Source organism: Mycobacterium sp. IDUB_39 (genome assembly GCF_055419205.1).
Genome location: NZ_JBVAXF010000007.1, coordinates 344,692 through 362,427, shown reverse-complemented (window position 1 = coordinate 362,427; position 17,736 = coordinate 344,692). Strand labels below are relative to the sequence as shown.

The 17,736-nt window shown below is 68.0% G+C and carries 18 protein-coding genes and 1 riboswitch; of the genes, 11 read left to right on the top strand and 7 right to left on the bottom strand.

The annotated features are described in order from the left end of the window. Positions 1-95: 95 nt before the first annotated feature. A complete protein-coding gene (locus ACZY0X_RS26130; protein WP_463774603.1) occupies positions 96-1,862 on the top strand; it encodes an SDR family oxidoreductase in 1,767 nt (588 codons plus the stop codon). Positions 1,863-1,898: 36 nt separating this feature from the next. Here ACZY0X_RS26130 and ACZY0X_RS26125 read toward each other — a convergent pair whose 3' ends face one another. Continuing rightward, on the bottom strand, positions 1,899-3,431 hold the full coding sequence (locus ACZY0X_RS26125) for a leucyl aminopeptidase (RefSeq protein ID WP_463774527.1): 1,533 nt from the start codon (positions 3,429-3,431) through the stop codon (positions 1,899-1,901). A gap of 66 nt (positions 3,432-3,497) precedes the next feature. On the opposite strand from ACZY0X_RS26125, the gene gcvT reads away from it, so the two are divergent. From gcvT to ACZY0X_RS26110, 3 genes are all read left to right on the top strand, one after another. Continuing rightward, a complete protein-coding gene (gene gcvT / locus ACZY0X_RS26120) occupies positions 3,498-4,595 on the top strand; it encodes a glycine cleavage system aminomethyltransferase GcvT (RefSeq protein ID WP_463774526.1) in 1,098 nt (365 codons plus the stop codon). Positions 4,596-4,617: 22 nt separating this feature from the next. Further along, on the top strand, positions 4,618-5,724 hold the full coding sequence (locus ACZY0X_RS26115; protein WP_463774525.1) for a branched-chain amino acid aminotransferase: 1,107 nt from the start codon (positions 4,618-4,620) through the stop codon (positions 5,722-5,724). A 7-nt stretch (positions 5,725-5,731) separates the two neighbouring features. Continuing rightward, positions 5,732-5,795, top strand: a riboswitch (guanidine-III (ykkC-III) riboswitch). A gap of 12 nt (positions 5,796-5,807) precedes the next feature. Continuing rightward, positions 5,808-6,125: a DMT family transporter gene (locus tag ACZY0X_RS26110; protein WP_463774523.1), complete on the top strand. Its 318-nt coding sequence runs from the start codon at positions 5,808-5,810 to the stop codon at positions 6,123-6,125. Between the two features lie 4 nt (positions 6,126-6,129). Here the strand turns inward: ACZY0X_RS26110 and ACZY0X_RS26105 are convergent, their stop codons facing one another. The 4 genes from ACZY0X_RS26105 to ACZY0X_RS26090 are packed head-to-tail and all read right to left on the bottom strand — an operon-like array spanning position 6,130 to position 9,156. Continuing rightward, on the bottom strand, positions 6,130-6,855 hold the full coding sequence (locus ACZY0X_RS26105; RefSeq protein ID WP_463774522.1) for an adenosylcobinamide-GDP ribazoletransferase: 726 nt from the start codon (positions 6,853-6,855) through the stop codon (positions 6,130-6,132). Then, positions 6,852-7,931: a nicotinate-nucleotide--dimethylbenzimidazole phosphoribosyltransferase gene (gene cobT / locus ACZY0X_RS26100; RefSeq protein ID WP_463774521.1), complete on the bottom strand. Its 1,080-nt coding sequence runs from the start codon at positions 7,929-7,931 to the stop codon at positions 6,852-6,854. The genes ACZY0X_RS26105 and cobT overlap by 4 nt, the downstream gene beginning before the upstream one ends. Then, on the bottom strand, positions 7,928-8,464 hold the full coding sequence (locus ACZY0X_RS26095) for a bifunctional adenosylcobinamide kinase/adenosylcobinamide-phosphate guanylyltransferase (RefSeq protein WP_463774519.1): 537 nt from the start codon (positions 8,462-8,464) through the stop codon (positions 7,928-7,930). The genes cobT and ACZY0X_RS26095 overlap by 4 nt, the downstream gene beginning before the upstream one ends. A gap of 5 nt (positions 8,465-8,469) precedes the next feature. Continuing rightward, entirely contained in the window at positions 8,470-9,156 is a 687-nt protein-coding gene (locus ACZY0X_RS26090) for a DUF3043 domain-containing protein (protein WP_463774518.1), read from the bottom strand. Between the two features lie 104 nt (positions 9,157-9,260). On the opposite strand from ACZY0X_RS26090, the gene ACZY0X_RS26085 reads away from it, so the two are divergent. Both ACZY0X_RS26085 and ACZY0X_RS26080 read left to right on the top strand, forming a co-directional pair. Then, positions 9,261-10,325, top strand: coding sequence for a glycerate kinase family protein (locus tag ACZY0X_RS26085; RefSeq protein ID WP_463774516.1), 1,065 nt, complete (start codon positions 9,261-9,263; stop codon positions 10,323-10,325). Between the two features lie 70 nt (positions 10,326-10,395). Next, positions 10,396-10,758 (top strand): iron-sulfur cluster assembly accessory protein, encoded by a 363-nt coding sequence (locus tag ACZY0X_RS26080; RefSeq protein ID WP_463774515.1) that lies wholly within the window; start codon positions 10,396-10,398, stop codon positions 10,756-10,758. 38 nt (positions 10,759-10,796) lie between these two features. Here the strand turns inward: ACZY0X_RS26080 and ACZY0X_RS26075 are convergent, their stop codons facing one another. After that, a complete protein-coding gene (locus ACZY0X_RS26075; RefSeq protein WP_463774513.1) occupies positions 10,797-11,333 on the bottom strand; it encodes an Rv0361 family membrane protein in 537 nt (178 codons plus the stop codon). A 216-nt stretch (positions 11,334-11,549) separates the two neighbouring features. Here ACZY0X_RS26075 and ACZY0X_RS26070 point away from each other — a divergent pair, with 216 nt between their 5' ends. Beyond that, positions 11,550-12,524: a carbohydrate kinase family protein gene (locus tag ACZY0X_RS26070; RefSeq protein WP_463774512.1), complete on the top strand. Its 975-nt coding sequence runs from the start codon at positions 11,550-11,552 to the stop codon at positions 12,522-12,524. A 21-nt stretch (positions 12,525-12,545) separates the two neighbouring features. Here the strand turns inward: ACZY0X_RS26070 and asnB are convergent, their stop codons facing one another. Next, the gene (asnB, locus tag ACZY0X_RS26065; protein WP_463774510.1) at positions 12,546-14,498 is read right to left on the bottom strand and encodes an asparagine synthase (glutamine-hydrolyzing); all 1,953 of its coding nucleotides are present in this window, start codon (positions 14,496-14,498) and stop codon (positions 12,546-12,548) included. A 172-nt stretch (positions 14,499-14,670) separates the two neighbouring features. On the opposite strand from asnB, the gene ctaC reads away from it, so the two are divergent. The 4 genes from ctaC (at position 14,671) to ACZY0X_RS26045 (ending at position 17,730) form a co-directional block, all read left to right on the top strand. Then, positions 14,671-15,702, top strand: coding sequence for an aa3-type cytochrome oxidase subunit II (gene ctaC, locus ACZY0X_RS26060; RefSeq protein ID WP_463774509.1), 1,032 nt, complete (start codon positions 14,671-14,673; stop codon positions 15,700-15,702). A 13-nt stretch (positions 15,703-15,715) separates the two neighbouring features. Beyond that, positions 15,716-16,135, top strand: a complete 420-nt coding sequence (locus ACZY0X_RS26055) for a cytochrome c oxidase subunit 4 (RefSeq protein WP_463774507.1) — start codon at positions 15,716-15,718, stop codon at positions 16,133-16,135. 126 nt (positions 16,136-16,261) lie between these two features. Continuing rightward, complete coding sequence (locus ACZY0X_RS26050) at positions 16,262-17,089, top strand: MmpS family transport accessory protein (protein ID WP_463774506.1); 828 nt, start codon at positions 16,262-16,264, stop codon at positions 17,087-17,089. After that, positions 17,089-17,730, top strand: coding sequence for a DUF2561 family protein (locus ACZY0X_RS26045; RefSeq protein ID WP_463774505.1), 642 nt, complete (start codon positions 17,089-17,091; stop codon positions 17,728-17,730). Before ACZY0X_RS26050 ends, ACZY0X_RS26045 begins: the two co-directional genes overlap by 1 nt. Positions 17,731-17,736 lie beyond the last annotated feature (6 nt).

Genomic DNA, 17,736 nt, shown 5'->3' with positions numbered 1-17,736 from the left:
CGTTCTTGACATGTCCGCGCAGATACGGGCATGGTCGATCCATTCGGTACCGGCGGTACTGGTTACTTTTGGACGCGACAATGACGGGGAGCCTGATGACGTCGACCGGTGAGCGCTTTGTGCACAGCGCGGATGGCGAACGGATTGCCATCTATGAAGAGGGCAACCCCGAGGGGCCCACGCTCGTACTCGTACACGGGTGGCCCGACTCCCACGTGCTGTGGAACGGCGTCGTGCCCATGCTGGCCGACCGCTTCCGGATCATCCGCTACGACAACCGCGGCGTGGGGAGATCATCGGTGCCCAGGAAGGTGTCGGCGTACGCCATGTCCCGGTACGCCGACGACCTCGCCGCGGTGATCGACGCTGTCTCGCCCGGGGTCGCCGTGAACGTGCTGGCTCACGACTGGGGATCGGCGGGTGTGTGGGAGTACCTGGCGCGCACCGGCGCTGGCGACCGGGTGGCCTCGTTCACATCCCTGTCCGGCCCCAGCGGTGACCACCTGAACCGCTATGTCATGGAGGGCCTCAAGCAGCCGTACCGGCTCCCGCGGTTCCTGCGCTCACTGAGCTGCCTGGTTCGCCTGACGTACATGGGCGCGAACTCGGTGCCGGTTGTGGCGCCCGCGCTGACGCGCGTGTTCCTGCCGCGCGTCATGCGGGCAATCCTGCAGTGGCGTGACGGCATCCCCGCCGACCAGATTCACCATTCGGACGCGCTCGTCACCGATGCCGTGCGCAGCATGAAGGTGTACCCGGCCAACTACTTCCGATCACTTGCCAGCGCGCGCAGGGACCATCACGTCGACGTGCCGGTCCAGATCATCGTCAACACCCGCGATCCCTTTGTCCGCCACCACGTCTACGACGAGACCGGCAAATGGGTCTCGCGGCTATGGCGTCGAGAGGTGAAAGCCGGTCACTGGTCGGTGTTCTCACACCCGCAGGTGGTGGCGCAATCCGTCACCGAACTCGTCGATTTCCTGGGCGGCGCGGAGCCCGCCCGCGGCCTGCTGCGCGCCCAGGTCGGCCGGCCTCGCGGAGCCTTCGGCGACACGCTGGTCTCGGTGACCGGGGCAGGCAGCGGAATCGGTCGCGCCACCGCGCTGGCCTTTGCCGCCGAGGGGGCGGAGGTCGTGGTCAGTGACGTCAACGAGAACGCAGCGGCCGCCACCGTCGCGCAGATCGCCGCTGCGGGCGGCACCGCGCACGCCTACCGCCTGGACGTCGCCGACGCCGCGGCGGTGAACGGCTTCGCCGAGCAGGTGTGTGCCACCCACGGGGTGCCCGATGTGGTGGTGAACAACGCAGGCGTGGGCCAGGCCGGCAACTTCCTGGACACCCCGGCCGACGAGTACGACCGGGTGCTCGACATCAACTTCGGTGGTGTCGTCAACGGTTGCCGCGCCTTCGCCGACCGGATGGTCGACCGTGGCACCGGCGGGCACATCGTCAACGTCGCCTCCATGGCCGCCTACGCGCCGATGCAGTCGATGAACGCGTACGCGACCAGCAAGGCCGCGGTGCACATGTTCTCCGACTGTCTGCGTGCCGAACTCGATTCCGCCGGAATCGGTTTGACGACGGTGTGCCCCGGAGTGATCGACACCGACATCATCAACACGACGCGCTTCGACGTGCCCGCCCGCAGGCAGGACGCGGTCGAGGCGCGCCGAGCGCAGATTCAACGAGGCTTCAAGGCGCGGCGCTACGGCCCCGACAAGGTGGCCAAGGCGATCATCGGAGCGGTCAAGAAGAACAAGCCGATCCGCCCCGTCACCCCGGAGGCCTACCTGTTGTACGGCGTCGCGCACGCCCTGCCGCAGGTGATGCGCAGCACCGCCCGCGGCACGGTTCTGTAGCTAGCTGCTCGATTAGCCGCTCGCGGCCCTGCTTGATTAGCCGCTCGCGGCGATGTCCTCGATGGCGGCGAACATCGTCCGCGTCGGCACCCCGGTGCCGCCCTTGCCGGTGTAGCCCCACGGCCCGCCGGTGTTGTAGGCCGGCGCGGCGACGTCGAGGTGCGCCCACTGCACTCCATCCGCCACGAACTCGCGCAGGTAGACCCCGGCGACCAGCATGCCTGCGTAGCGCGACGCACTGACGTTGGCCAAATCGGCCACCGTCGACTTGAGGTCGTCCTTGAGTTCCTCGGGCAGCGGCATCGGCCAGGCGTTCTCGCCCACCTGCTGCGACAGCGCGGCCACGCGGTCCCGGAACTCGTCGCTGCCCATGACACCCGGCGTCCGCGAGCCCAGGGCCACCGTCTGCGCGCCCGTCAGCGTCGACGTCTCGATCAGGTAGTCGGGCTGGTCCTCACACGCCCGCACGATCGCGTCGGCCAGGATCACGCGGCCCTCGGCGTCGGTGTTGAGCACCTCCACGGTGATGCCGCCGTACTGGGTCAGCACGTCGCCGGGGCGCTGCGCCGTCGCCGACGGCATGTTCTCGGCCATCGGCACGGTGGCGATCACGTCGACGGGCACGTTCTGCTTGGCCGCGAGCACGACGGTCGCGACGACGGCCGCGGCACCGCCCATATCGGAGGTCATGTGATGCATGTTGGCCGCGGGCTTGATCGAGATACCGCCCGTGTCGAAGGTGATGCCCTTGCCCACCAGCGCGACCGTCTTCGCCTTCTTCTTCTTGGCCGCAAGCTTCGACCCGCGGTGGATCAGCCGGACCAGGCGCGGGCCGCGAGATGATCCCTTGCCCACGCCGACGATGCCGCCGTATCCGCCCTTCTCCAGGGCCTTCTCATCGAGGATCTCGACCTCGAGACCGACGGCCTCACCCAAAGCCCTTGCCCGCTTGGCGAACTCCTCGGGGAAGAGGTGGCTGGGCGGAGTGTTGACCAGATCCCGGGCGGTGGCCACCGCCGTGGCGATATCGGTGCCGCGCGCCGCCTGAGCCTTCGCGTCCTTGGCCGTGGACAGCGCGGTGACCTTGGCGAGCCCCGGCTCCTTGGGCGCCGTCTTGTCGCTGCGGAAGTCGGTGAACCGGTAGGCGCCCAGAATCAGCCCCTCGACCGTGGCGGCCACGTCGAGATCGGACAGTGTGGTGATGACGGTCTCCGTGCCCGACAGCGAGCGGGCGGCCGCCCCTGCGGCCCGACGGATCAGGTCCTGCGGCCACTCGTCGCGAGCCTTGCCCAGTCCGACGGTCAACACGCTGGCCACCGGCAGCGACGGCACCACAATGCGGGTGACCTGCTCGGTGCCGGCCTTGGCGCCGAGCGCCCGGAGCGCGACCTCGATCTCACCGACCGCCTCCGCGTCGAGGAACGGGTTCGCGACGACCTTGACGCTTGCGTCGGACTCGTCATCGCCGTTCACCACGGGGACGATCAGCACCGCAGAGCCCGTACCGCGCTTGGGCAGGCTGGTGGCGACGTTGACGACGGGGGACTGGTAACCGGGACTGGTACTCACAGTGGTCAACCCTAGCCAGTGCGGCCAGCCTGGGGAGAGCGGAGCGACCGGGATTAACCTTGCGGCGTGAGTGACAACCTGCTGCAGGGCCCACTGGTAGACCGCCATCGAGCGTTGGGCGCGAGCTTCGCGGAGTTCGGGGGCTGGCTGATGCCGGTGAGCTACGCCGGCACCGTCGCCGAGCACAACGCGACCCGTAACGCCGTCGGCCTCTTCGACGTCAGCCATCTCGGCAAGGCGCTGGTCGTCGGCAAGGGGGCCGCCGCCTACGTCAACTCCGCATTCACCAACGACCTGAACCGAATCGGTGCGGGCAAGGCGCAGTACACGTTGTGCTGCAACGAATCCGGTGGCGTTATCGACGATCTGATCGCCTATTACGTGTCCGATGACGAGGTGTTCCTGGTGCCCAACGCGGCCAACACCGCCGCCGTCGTGGCAGCGCTGAAGGACAAGGCGCCGGCCGGGCTGACCATCACTGACCAGCACCGATCCCATGCGGTGCTGGCGGTTCAGGGCCCCAAGTCCGCTGAGGTGGTCGGCGCGCTTGGCCTGCCCACCGATATGGACTACATGGCCTACGCCGACGCCGAGTTCGACGGGGTGGCAGTGCGGGTGTGCCGCACCGGTTACACCGGCGAGCACGGTTACGAACTCCTCCCGGAGTGGGACCGGGCCGGTGTCGTGTTCGACGCGCTGGTCTCTGCGGTGACGTCCGCGGGTGGTGAACTCGCCGGCCTCGGCGCCCGCGACACACTGCGAACCGAGATGGGCTACCCGCTGCACGGTCACGAGCTGTCGCTGGAGATATCGCCAGTACAGGCGCGATGCGGCTGGGCGATCGGCTGGAAGAAGCCGGCGTTCTGGGGGCGCGACGCCCTGCTCGCCGAGAAGGAGGCGGGACCGCGGCGAGTGCTGCGCGGACTGCGGGCCCTCGGGCGTGGGGTGCTACGCGCCGATATGACCGTGCTCGACGGCGACAGGACCGTCGGGGTGACGACGTCGGGGACATTCTCTCCAACACTCAAACTCGGTATCGCGCTGGCGCTCATCGACACCGACGCCGGGGTCGCCGACGGCCAGACGGTGGCGGTTGACGTCCGTGGGAAACGGCTCGAATGCGAGGTCGTCGCACCACCCTTCGTGGAGGCGAAAACTCGATAGTGGTGGGTTATACAATTCCGGTATGACCGACGGCCCTCTCGAGTTCTCGCTTGCCCGAAATACGAATCCGGCAAGTGACGAGGTGCGCGCCGACATCCTCTCCGATCCCGGTTTCGGTCGGTTCCACACCGATCACATGGTGTCGATCGACTACACCGCGGGACGCGGCTGGCATGACGCCAAGGTGGTGCCGTACGGCCCCATCGAGCTGGACCCGTCGGCGATCGTCCTGCACTACGCGCAGGAGGTCTTCGAGGGACTCAAGGCCTACCGCTGGGCCGACGGATCGATCGTGTCGTTCCGGCCCGACGCCAACGCCGCCCGGCTGCGCCGCTCGGCGCGCCGGCTGGCCATTCCCGAGCTGCCCGACGAGGTGTTCCTGGAGTCGCTGCGCCAGCTGATCGCCGTCGACGACGACTGGGTGCCCGCGGCCGGGGGCGAGGCGTCGCTGTACCTGCGGCCGTTCATCTTCGCCACCGAGCCCGGCCTCGGCGTGCGGCCCGCCACCGAGTACCGCTACATGGTGATTGGCTCACCGGCCGGCGCCTACTTCAAGGGCGGCATCAAGCCGGTGTCGGTCTGGCTGTCGACCGAGTACGTGCGGGCCAGCCCCGGCGGCACCGGCGCGGCGAAGTTCGGCGGCAACTACGCGGCGTCGCTGCTGGCGCAGGCCGAGGCCGCCGAACAGGGCTGCGATCAGGTCGTGTGGCTCGATGCCATCGAACGCCGCTACGTCGAGGAGATGGGCGGGATGAACCTGTTCTTCGTCTTCGGCAGCGGTGGCTCGGCCCGGCTGGTGACACCCGAGCTAAGCGGCTCGTTGCTCCCCGGTATCACCCGGGACTCGTTGCTGCAGTTGGCAACCGACGCCGGGTACGCCGTCGAGGAGCGCAAGATCGATGTCGAGGAGTGGCGGAAGAAGGCGTCCGCCGGCGAGATCACCGAGGTGTTCGCCTGTGGCACCGCCGCCGTCATCACCCCGGTCTCGCACGTCAAGTCCGGCGACGGCGAGTTCACCATCGCCGATGGCCAGCCGGGTGAGGTCACGATGGCCCTGCGCGACACACTCACCGGCATTCAGCGTGGGACGTTCGCTGACACCCACGAATGGATGACCCGTCTCGGCTAGGTAGAATGGGGTGTCCTCATCGGACACCGGACGAGCGGCACCGTACCCGGCCAGCGACAAGACGGCGCGTGGAGAGGTGTGTCATGTCTTGGATCATTCTGGTCGTCTCGGGTGCCTTCGAAGCCGTGTGGGCAGTGGCCTTGGGCAAGTCGGAGGGCTTCACCAGGCTCGCGCCGTCGCTGGTGTTCTTCCCGGCGCTCGTCGTATCGATGGGCGGGCTGGCCTACGCCATGCGCGAACTGCCGACCGCGACGAGCTACGTCATCTGGGTGGGCATCGGCGCGACGCTGACCGCGGTCTACTCGTTCGCCACAGGTGACGAGTCGGTGTCGGTGGCCAAGGTCGTTCTCATCGGGGTGATCGTCGCGGCCGCGATCGGGCTCAAGGTGCTGCACGGCTGACGTGTCAGCCGATCGCCATCCCCAGCGCCGCAACGGTCGTCGTCACCTCGAGGGCCGCACCCAGCACGTCCCCGGTGATCCCACCGAACCGGCGCACGCAGTGCGCGACGAGTGCCGCGGCCAGAGCGAGCGCCACCAGCACGGCGACCGGGCCCTGCCATGGCCGAGGGGTGGCGAACACGGCCGCCGCGGTGACCAGGGCGACCCAGGCCGTCACCACCCACCACGGTTGGGTGCCTGCGACACTAGAACCCGACGCGCTGCCAGGTGCGGCGGGCACTGAGCGTCGGCAGGCCAGTACCACCGCCACCCGGCCGGCGGTCACCGCCACCACGATCGCGAGCAGCCCCGATACGGAGAACGTGAGGCCCTGCACCACGATCACCACGGTGACCGCTGCGACCGCGAACGGTCCGGCCGGTCCGTCGCGCATCACGGCGAGCGCACGGTCCGGCGGGCCGTAGCAGCCCAGCCCGTCCGCCGTGTCGGCGAGACCGTCGATGTGCAGACCGCGGGTGATGATCAGCAGCGCAGCCACAGCCAGCACGCCCGTCAGCGGGTTGCCCTCGTCGAACCCCCTGGCCGCGGCCCACGTCACGCCCGCCGCCAGGGCGCCGAGTGCGATGCCCACCACCGGCAGAACGGTGAGCCCACCCCGGCCGAACGGTCGGCGCGTGCGAACCGGCAGCACCGTGGCGAACGCGAGTGCCGACGTGAGCGAACCGATCACGGCGCGGGGTCGGCCACGCGGTCGGTCACGTGGGCCTCGCCGAACGTGGCCATCGATGCCAGAGTCGCCACCGCGGCCCGCAGCACGGGCAGGGCCACGGTCGCACCGGTGCCCTCGCCGAGGCGCATCCCGAGGTCGACGATCGGATCCAGACCCAGCCGCTGCAGCGCGAGGACGTGCGCGGGCTCGGTGGACCGGTGACCGGCCTGCCACCACTGCCGCGCCCCCGGCGCCATGCGGTCCGCGGCGAGGGCGGCCGCGGTCACCACGACACCGTCGAGCAGAAGCGGGGTGCGGCGGATCGCCGCCTGCGCACAGAAGCCCGCCATCGCGGCAAGGTCGGCGCCACCGCAGATTCGAAGCAGGGCAACCGGATCGGTGTATGACGACCGTGCACGGTAGAGCGCGTCGCGGACGGCTGCGGTCTTGCGCGCCCAGCCGGCGTCGTCGATGCCGGTTCCGCGACCGACCACGACGACCGGTTCGGTGTCGGTCAGGGCCGCGATCAACGCCGTTGCGGCCGTGGTGTTCCCGATTCCCATGTCGCCGGCGATCAGAAGGTCGGCGCCGCCGTCGACCTCTTCGTCTGCGATGTCGCGGCCGGCCTGAATTGCCGCGATGACCTCATCGACGGACAGCGCGTCCTCGACGGCGACATTGCCGCTGCCACGCCGAATTCGGTGCGCTCCGATCGATGCCGACAGCGGCGCCTCGGTGTCGACGGCGATGTCCACGACCCGCACGCCGGCACCGGCGACCTCGGCCAGCACGTTGACAGCAGCGCCGCCCGCGGCGAAGTTCGCCACCATCTGCGCGGTCACCTCGGACGGGAACGCCGAGACGCCCGCGGCGGTGACGCCGTGATCGCCGGCGAACACCACCACGCGGGCCCTGTCGAACTGGTGCGGCGGGCACTGGCCCTGGCACGCCGACACCCACACCGAGAGATCCTCGAGGCGGCCGAGTGCACCGGGCGGCTTGGTGAGTGTGTCCTGACGGGCACGCGCCGCGGCCTCGGCCTCCGTGTCCGGTGCGATGACGGTGGGGAAGTCGGGGGTGGCTGGGGTGTCGGTCATGTTGGCTCCTTCACGGTGACCGCTTGACCGGCGACGACAAGCACGACGCGTTCACACCGCTGAGCCAGGCGCTGGTTCAGGGTTCCCAGCGCGTCGGTGAACAGGCGGCCCGACTCCGTCGCGGACACCACGGTGAGACCGACCTCGGGGCTGACCAGCGCCAGTGGGGCCGCGAAACCGTCGACGGCGTCGAGGAGATCGTCCACGTCACCGGTGATCGCATCCTGGCCACCAGTCCACGCGTCGCGGCGGTCCAGCGCGGCGACCAGCCAGCCGCCCATATCGTCGACGAGCGTCGCAGTGGTGGAATCGGCGCGCAGATGTGCTGCGACGTCCGGGCTTTCGACGGTCGACCAGTGCGACGGACGACGCTGCCGATGCGCTGCCACGCGAACGGACCAGTCCGCATCGTCGGAATCGCTGCCACCGGTGGCCAGATACCGCACGCCGCCCTCGGTGGACGCCTGCGCGATCGCCGACTCGGCCCACGCCGACTTGCCCGAACGGATACCGCCGAGCACGAGAACCCGCACTGCGGTCAGGCGATCTTGTCGCCGCGGTTGACCTGAGGGCGCGGCGCCCGCATGCGACGCAGCTGCGAGGCACGGCTGGCAGCGTAGAAGCCGAGCTTCCAACCGCTCTCGATGTTGTCCGGGAACTTGGCGTTGACCAGCTTGTTGACCCGGCGGCCAACGAAGATGCCGTCGATCATCATGATCAGCACCAACACGAGCATCGCCGGCGACAGCAGGCGCTGCACCTCGACGGACGGAACGGCCAGCATCACGAAGATCAGTCCGAGCGCGGCGGGCATGAACAGGCCGAGCACGTTGCGGCGCGCATCCACGATGTCGCGGGCGTAGCGGCGCACCGGACCCTTGTCGCGGGGAAGCAGATAGCCCTCTTCGCCGGACATCATCTTGGCGCGGCGCTCGGTCATCTCGGCACGCCGTGCCGACTTGTCGGCGCGGCGCTCCTCCTTGGACAACTTGGGGCCGCCCAGCTCCTTGCGACGCTTCCGGGCCTCGGCGGAGGTCATCGGAGCAGGTGCCACAGGTCCGCGCTTGCGGGCGGCATCGCTGCGCTTCGGGGTGGGCCGGCCCTTGGGGGCCGTCGTCCGCACGTCCTGAGCGGTGTTCTGATCGACCGACTGATCGATGGATTCGTCGGCCGAAACCGACTCCTCGGGTTGGGAGGTTTCCTTCTTGCGGCCCAGCAGTTTCACGGCACCCAGATTACGTCAGCCGTGAGAGCTCCCGTCATCCCGCCGGTCGGAGCCGGTTATCGCCTGAAATGCACCCGAACAGGTGGAGACCTAGGCTGCTGTGAATGACGGGCCCCCAGCTGCGTGTGCTCATCGCACCCGACTGCTTCGGCGACACCCTCACCGCCGTCGATGCGGCCGAGGCGATCGCGGCAGGCTGGGGTTCGGCCCGCGGATCCGATCACCTCACCCTGGCGCCCCAGTCCGACGGCGGTCCCGGTTTCGTCGCCGTGCTGGCCAGCAGACTCGGCGAGCTGCGCACCACACGGGTGAGCGGTCCGCTGGCCGAGGATGTGACCGCCCAGTGGGTTCTGGACGGTGACACCGGCACGGCCTACATCGAGTGCGCGCAGGCCTGCGGTCTCGCGCTGCTGGGTGGCCCACCGAACGTGTCGACCGCGCTTGCCGCGCACAGCAGGGGAGTGGGCCAGCTCATCGCCGCCGCTATCGCCGCCGGGGCCCACCGCCTCGTCATCGGGCTGGGCGGCAGCGGATGCACCGACGGCGGTCGCGGCCTCGTCGACGCACTCGGCGGGCTGGGCCCGGCAGCTAACAAATTGGCCGGCGTCGAGGTGATCGCGGCCACCGATGTCGAGCACCCGCTGCTGGGACCCACGGGCGCGGCCGCGGTGTTCGGCCCGCAGAAGGGTGCGGATCGGAACACCGTCGCCGTCCTGGAGGACAGGCTGACGCAGTGGGCTGCCGAGCTGAGGACGCTGGCCGGTCGTGACGTCGCCGTCGAACCCGGCGCGGGTGCGGCCGGCGGTATCGGCGCTGCGCTGCTGGCGCTGGGCGGCAGGCGCGAAGCCGGTGCCGCGGTGATCGCCGACTTCACCGGGTTGGCCGACGATGTGGCTGGAGCCGACGTCATCATCACCGGTGAGGGCCGCTTCGATGACCAGTCGCTGCACGGAAAGGTGGTCAGCGCGCTGGCGGCCAGCGCGGTGGGCGATACGCGCGTGCTGGTGCTGGCTGGCCAGGTCACACTCGATGCCGATGCGTTGGGTGCCGCGGGGATCGCGGCGGCCCACTCGATCGTCGACTTCGCCGGTTCGGTGCAGGTGGCCATCGACGACGCCGCCAACCAGCTGAGGGGCCTGGCCCGCCAGACCGCCGCCTCGTGGAGTTGAGAGTCGGGAATAGCGGCCCGGCAAGGTACCGTTGAGGTGTCTGAAGCATGAGTATGCACAGGGAGAACCAATGACTGTTCAGCAAGAACCGGCGACCGAGGTCACCACACATGGCGCGACCCTGACAGATGCGGCGGCGGCCAAGGCGAAGTCACTGCTCGATCAGGAGGGGCGCGATGACCTCGCGTTGCGCATCGCGGTTCAGCCGGGCGGCTGCGCCGGTCTGAAGTACAACCTGTTCTTCGACGACAGGACGCTCGACGGCGACCTGACCACCGACTTCGATGGTGTGGGCCTGACCGTCGACCGGATGAGCGCGCCCTACATCCAGGGTGCCGTCATCGACTTCGTTGACACGATCGAGAAGCAGGGCTTCACCATCGACAACCCCAACGCGACCGGGTCCTGCGCCTGCGGCGACTCGTTCAACTGACGGCCTGAGGCTGCGCCCGGGGGCCGGGCGCAGCCAGGCTAGAACTGGCCGGTGCGGGGCAGGTACGAGCAGATCAGCAGTTCGTCGTCCAGCGTCAGGATCTGCGCCACGCCCTGCCTCTCGGCTTGACCCTGCGCACGCGCGGGTTGAACTTGCATCGTGAACAGCACCTGCGCCTGATTCGGCGACCAGGTCACGACCTTGTCGATCGAGGTCACCTCAGCACTCTTGTACTGGCGGCGGAACGCATCGCTGGCGAGCTTGGCCAGCGACATATCGGCCTTGCGGTCCTTGATCTCCTCGAACAGACCGCAGGACGCATTGCGCGCGACCGTTTCCGTGTCGCCGCGGCTCAGAGCATCCATGTAGTCCTGAATGGCGGTCTGTGCGCGCGCCGGAGTCACCGTGGCGTCGGTGGCCTCCTCCTGGCCGCCGAAGGCCACCAGGGCCGCCACCACCGCAGCGATCACCGCTACCGACAGGATCGCGATCCCGGCGATGAGAAGAGGCTTTCGTCGCCGGGGTTTCGGGTAGGGAACCGGTGGTGGGAGCGCTCCTGGATAGGGCGACGGCACCTGGTCCGGGTACGCGCCCGGGTATGAAGAAGGTGGCCCGTAGCTCCCACCTTGCGGCGGAAAGGGCTGCTGGGGAGACGAATCGGGGTAAGGGTATGGGCCGGCCATGTCGTTGTTAGGCTATCGCATCGACCTGCACTGATGGTGAAACCAATGCCCTGGGCGGGTCCCGCTTCACTTTGAGCAAACGACTTAATGAAAACAAGGAGTGCTTTCGTGACCATTGTGGTGACCGGGTCAATCGCAACTGACCACCTGATGCGATTCCCAGGAAAGTTCTCCGAACAGTTGCTGGCCGACCACCTGCAGAAGGTGTCGCTGAGCTTCCTGGTAGACGATCTCGTGGTGCACCGTGGCGGAGTCGCCGGCAACATGGCATACGCGATAGGCCTGCTGGGTGGTGACGCCTCACTCGTCGGCGCGGCGGGCAAGGACTTCGACGACTACCGGGAGTGGCTGACATCGCACGGCGTCAACTGTGATGACGTGCTGATCTCGGACACCGCCTACACCGCTCGGTTCGTCTGCACCACCGACGAGGACATGGCGCAGATCGCGTCGTTCTACCCCGGCGCCATGTCGGAGGCCCGCAACATCAAGCTCGCCAACCTCGTGAACCGCACCGGCGCACCGGAACTGGTGATCGTGGGTGCCAATGACCCCGAGACGATGTTCCTGCACACCGAGGAGTGCCGCGAGCTCGGGATCGCGTTCGCCGCCGACCCCTCTCAGCAGCTGGCGCGGTTGTCCGGTGAGGAGATCCGCAGGCTCATCGGCGGTGCCACCTACCTGTTCACCAACGACTACGAGTGGGATCTCCTGCTGCAGAAGTCGGGCCTCTCAGAGGACGAGGTGATGAGCCAGATCGGTCTGCGCATCACCACATTGGGCCCCAAGGGCGTCGACCTGGTTTCCAAGGACGGCACCTCGATTCACGTGGGCGTGGTGCCCGAGCTGCACCAGGCCGATCCCACCGGTATCGGCGACGCGTTCCGTGCCGGCTTCCTCACCGGTCGTAGCGCGGGGTTGTCGCTGGAGCGTTCCGCGCAGCTCGCCTCGCTAGTGGCGGTGCTGGTGTTCGAGGCACCCGGCCCGCAGGAGTGGACCTGGGACAAGGAAACCGCGATGGCGCGCATCACCGACGCCTACGGTGCCGAGGCAGGCGCGGAGATCACCGCCGCGCTCGCCTGATTCACGGCTCGCCGGGATGGCCTACAACTGCACGGGGTAGTGCGGTTCCCTGATCTGCGGGGTCACGCTGTGCTCGACGAATATCGCATGCCAGAGCATGAAGATCAGCACCGTCCACAGTCGCCGACTGTGATCGCTGGCGCCGGCACGATGTTCGTCGAGCATGCGGCGCACGGCGGCGATGTCAACGAGGTCACCGGCCTGTGACGACGCGACGGTGGCATACGCCCAGTCGAGCAGTTCGCCAGCACGCAACCAGTGCCGGATCGGGACCGGGAAGCCCAGCTTCGCCCGGTTGAGGACATGCGCGGGCACGATCGGCTCCAGGGCGCGGCGCAACGCGAACTTGGTGGTGGCCCTGGTGATCTTCTGGTCAAACGGCAGCCTGGACGCCACAGCGAAGACCTCGGGGTCCAGGAACGGCACACGCAGTTCCAGTGAGTTCGCCATCGTCATCTTGTCGGCCTTGACCAGGATGTCGCCGCGCAACCAGGTGAACAGGTCGATGTGCTGCATCCGCGCGACCGGATCCCACCCGGCGGACTCCGCATACAGCGGCGCGGTGACATCGGTGTGCGTCCACTCCGGTCGAAACCCGGGCAGCGTCGCGCGCAGCTGATCGTCGGAGAAGCTGCGGGCGTTGCCGTAGTAGCGCTCCTCGAGCGTCAGTGACCCCCGGTGCAACAGGCTCTTTCCGCGCATCCCCTCGGGCAGCGGACGTGACGCCTTGCCCAGCGAGCGGCGCACCGGTCGGGGGAGATAGTCGAAGGCCTTCAGCGACAACGGTTCCCGGTAAATGGTGTACCCGCCGAACAGTTCGTCGGCGCCCTCGCCGGATAGCACGACCTTCACGTGCTTGCGCGCTTCCCTGGCGATGAAGAACAACGGCACAAGCGCGGGGTCCGCGACGGGCTCGTCGAGGTACCAGACGATCTCGGGCAGGGCTGCGACGAACTCGGCCTGGCTGACGACCTTTGTGATGTGCCGTGCGCCGATCGCCTCGGCGGAGGCCGCCGCGACATCGACCTCCGAGAAGCCCTCGCGTTCGAAGCCGGTGGTGAACGTGATCAAACGCGGGTTGTGCCGCATGGCCAGCGCCGCGATGGCCGTCGAATCGATGCCGCCGGACAGGAATGCGCCGACAGTGACGTCCGCCCGCATGTGCTTGGCGACGGAGTCCTCGAGGACAGCGGTGATCTCGTCATAGCGAGCCTGCGCGTCGTCACCTGAGGACGCAAAGGGCTTGGCGGCGAACCGGGGCCTGAAGTACCGCGTCACCTCGGGAGCCTCACCCGGCCGGATCCGCGCGTAGCAGCCCGACTCCAGCCGGCGGATACCCCGGTGCAGCGTCTCGGGTTCCGGTACGTACTGCAGCACGGTGTAGTGCTGCACGGCGCGGTCGTCGATGCCCAGATCGAGTCCGGCGATGGGCGCGAGGTCCAGGAGCGACTTCTTCTCGCTGCCTACCACCGTCCCGCCGGGCCCGGTTGCCATGAACAGCGGCTTGATCCCGAACGGGTCACGGGCGCAGAACAACTCGCGTGCCACCGTGTCCCACACCGCGAACGCGAACATGCCCCGGAGTCGGCCGAGCGCCGCGGCCGGACCCCAGTGGTGGTACGCGGCGACGATCGCCTCACCGTCACCGTCGGTGGCGAACGTGGCTCCGTGTGTGGCGGTCAGTTCCTCACGCAGTTCGAGATAGTTGTAGATCTCGCCGTTGAACACCAACACGTATCGGTCGGGGGACTCCGGCGGACCCCACCGCAGCGGCTGGTGACTGTGCGCGATGTCGATGATCGACAGCCGATTGAAACCCAGGACGACACTCGGGGACGCGTCGTCGTCGGTCCACGTTCCGGGCTCGTCCGGCCCTCGATGGCGCATCAGATGTGATGCACCGGAAACCGCTTCGACCAGCCCAGAGGCGATGTCAGCGGACGGATCGGTCAGGAAGGCCAGCAGTCCGCACACGGCGCAAGTATGCCCAATGCCGCGCTGCGTTGAGACGCGCACCCGCGGACATTCCCCGGTCGCTTCGCTCGCGCCCACCGCGACATTCCCCGGTCGCTTCGCTCGCGCCCACCGGAGTGGTCTACGCTGCGTAGTATTCGCCTGGCCCAACGGACATCTAGGAGGCACCAACGTGACCGCTCGCGGGCTGAAGTTGGTGGTGTTGTCAGCTGTTTTAGGCGGGATGACACTCCTGCTGAGCGGATGCAGTTGGCAGGAGGTGTTCGGCCTCGGTTGGCCTGCGGGCATCACGCCTGAGGCCAAGCTCAATCGTGAGCTGTGGGTCTGGGCGGTCATCACCTCGTTCGTCATCGGCGGCATCGTCTGGTTCCTGATCTTCTGGACCAGCGCGTTCCACCGCAAGAAGAAGACGGACACCGAACTGCCCAAGCAGTTCGGCTACAACATGCCGTTGGAACTCGTCTTGACGGTCGTGCCGTTCCTGATCATCTCGGTGCTCTTCTACTTCACCGTTGTGGTGCAGGAGAAGATGCTGCACAAGGACCCCAACCCCGAGGTCGTCATCGACGTCACGGCGTTCCAGTGGAACTGGAAGTTCGGGTACCAGAAGATCGCCTTCGCCGATGGCACGCTCAGCTACGACGGTGTCGACAGCGCGCGTAAGGACGCCATGACGTCCAAGCCCGAGGGCGTTGACGCGCACGGTGAGGAGAAGGTCGGTCCGATCCGCGGCATGAACCCCGAGGACCGCAGCTACCTCAACTTCGACAAGGTCGAGACGTTGGGCACCAGCACCGAGATTCCGATCCTGGTGCTGCCCAAGGACAAGCGCGTCGAGTTCCAGATCGCGTCCGCCGACGTCATCCACGGCTTCTGGGTTCCGGAGTTCCTGTTCAAGCGGGACGTCTTGCCCGAGCCCAAGGCCAACAACTCGGACAACATCTTCCAGATCAGCAAGATCGAGGAGACCGGCGCGTTCGTCGGACGTTGCACCGAGATGTGCGGCACCTATCACTCGATGATGAACTTCGAGGTCCGGGTCGTGGAGCCAAACGATTTCAAGGCGTACCTCCAGTTCCGTCAGGACAACCCGAAGGCCTCCAACGCCGACGCGCTGGTTGCCATCGGATTACCGCCGACGGCGGTCACCACCGAGCCTTTCGACACCCGCCGCGGTGAACAGGCTCCCCAGGCGAGCAAGTAGGTAGGACAACCTCATGCATATCGAAGCCAGGCTGTTCGAATTCCTGACCGCGTTCTTCGCGTTGTGCGCGGTTGGTTACGCCGTGCTGACCGCGCTGTACGCCAACGGGGGCGTCGAGTGGGCGGGAACCACCGCGCTGGTCCTCACCACGGGACTGTCACTCATCATCGGCACCTTCTTCCGGTTCGTGGCGCGCCGGCTCGACACGCGCCCCGAGGACTACGAGGACGCCGAGATCGCTGACGGCGCGGGGGAGCTGGGCTTCTTCAGCCCGCATAGCTGGTGGCCCCTGCTGATCGCCCTGTCCGCGTCTGTCACCGCGGTCGCCATGGCCTTGTGGCTGCCCTGGCTGATCGTCGCCGGCGTCGCGTTCGTGATCTCCTCGGTGTCCGGCCTGGTCTTCGAGTACTACACCGGTCCCGAGAAGCACTGACCCGCTGGCCGCCAGGTCACGATACGGGCGAGGTTTGCCCGCGTGCCGCGTCGCGAGGGTCCCTCGCATACCTGGTTGGGTAGTGTTGCCGGGGCACGGATGGGCAGTCGAGAAGGATAGGCGTAGATGAGCGGGCCGAATCCCCCTGGGCCGGATTCTCCGAAACCGGACGAACCGGCGCACGACGCACCCCGAACAGGTGAGACGGAGATTTACTCCCGGGCGTACTCCGCCCCCGAGTCCGAGCAGTTCCTGAGTGGGCCATACGTGCCACCCGACCCCGCGCTGTACGACTACGACACGTACGAGCCCGGTTCCGCACCCGTCGACCAGGAACCACCCAAGTGGCCCTGGGTTGTCGGTGTGGTCGCCATCGTGGCCGCCGTCGCGCTGGTCGTCTCGGTGACATTGCTGGTCGCGCGCACCGACAGCACCGACCTGGCGAACCCGAGCACCACGACCACGTCGGCGTTGCCACCGGTCCAAGACGAGATCACCACCACGACCACGACGCCGCCTCCGCCGCCTCCTCCGCCGCCGCCGAGCAGCGAGGAACCGCCTCCGCCGCCGCCCCCGAGCGAGCCGCCTCCGCCACCTCCCGCCACAGAGCCGCCTCCTGCGCCGATCACCGAGGCGCCGCCTCCGCCGCCTCCGCCACCGGCCACGACGACCGCGCCTGCGGGTCCGAGGTTCATCACCTACACGGTGACCGGAACCAAGGCGCCCCTCGACCGGATCTCGGTGACCTACACCGATGCGTCGGGGCGCCAGCGCACGCAGCAGAACGTGTACATCCCGTGGTCGCTGACGGTGACGCCGATCTCGATGTCGGAGTACGGTTCGGTCCAGGCGTCCAGCCTGCTGAGGCTGTCGAAGCTGAATTGCTCGATCACGACGAGCGACGGTCAGACGATCGCATCGCAGCAGAACAACGATTGGCAGACGAGCTGTTGATGGCCGATGACACCAGCGCCGCGCGTGGCTCGCGGCTGAACCCCGAAACGCTCGACCAGACGGACCGGATCCTTCTGGGTGTGTGCGCCGCCCTGTGGCTAATCGCGCTTGGAGCCGGGGTGGCGGCCATCGTCGCGCTCGTCGATCTGAGCAGCAACAACGTGGGCACCAGTGGCGAATCTGAGACGCCGTGGCTGCTCTACACCGTCATCGGGGTGTCGGCGGTGGTCATCGTCGCCGCGGTGCCGCTGCTGCTTCGTGCCCGACGCTCGGCTGCCGAGGGAGCGGGTTCACCGTATGCCGGCACGCGACCCGACCAGTCCGTCTTCGGCGACCCGGTGCAGACGTCGAATCTGCGTTCCGCGGGTGCGCCGGCCATCCGGCGTCAGCCGATACCGCCGGCCAGCAGCCGGGTGGGCTTCCCGACGGCGGCTGTCGAACAGATCTATCTGAGGTGCCCCGTGGCGATCGCCAGTGCGATGGGAGCGTCGACCGCGCTCATCGGCCTTGCGACCTATCTGGCGGCCACCGAGCACGAGGCATCGGCGTGGGCCGCCTACGGCGTCGCCGGTGTCATCATCGTGGCCATGCCTGCAGTGCCGGTGTTCTTCCTGCGTCAGCTGCGCGCTGTCCTCGCCTGACGCTTA

Excerpts from the sequence above, each read along its gene's own strand:
- ACZY0X_RS26080 (WP_463774515.1), top strand. The coding sequence starts at position 10,396 with ATGACTGTTCAGCAAGAACCGGCGACCGAGGTCACCACACATGGCGCG.
- ACZY0X_RS26055 (WP_463774507.1), top strand. The coding sequence starts at position 15,716 with ATGCATATCGAAGCCAGGCTGTTCGAATTCCTGACCGCGTTCTTCGCG.
- ACZY0X_RS26050 (WP_463774506.1), top strand. The coding sequence starts at position 16,262 with ATGAGCGGGCCGAATCCCCCTGGGCCGGATTCTCCGAAACCGGACGAA.
- cobT (WP_463774521.1), bottom strand. The coding sequence starts at position 7,931 with ATGACCGACACCCCAGCCACCCCCGACTTCCCCACCGTCATCGCACCG.
- ACZY0X_RS26045 (WP_463774505.1), top strand. The coding sequence starts at position 17,089 with ATGGCCGATGACACCAGCGCCGCGCGTGGCTCGCGGCTGAACCCCGAA.
- ACZY0X_RS26130 (WP_463774603.1), top strand. The coding sequence starts at position 96 with ATGACGTCGACCGGTGAGCGCTTTGTGCACAGCGCGGATGGCGAACGG.
- ACZY0X_RS26110 (WP_463774523.1), top strand. The coding sequence starts at position 5,808 with ATGTCTTGGATCATTCTGGTCGTCTCGGGTGCCTTCGAAGCCGTGTGG.
- ACZY0X_RS26085 (WP_463774516.1), top strand. The coding sequence starts at position 9,261 with ATGACGGGCCCCCAGCTGCGTGTGCTCATCGCACCCGACTGCTTCGGC.
- ACZY0X_RS26115 (WP_463774525.1), top strand. The coding sequence starts at position 4,618 with ATGACCGACGGCCCTCTCGAGTTCTCGCTTGCCCGAAATACGAATCCG.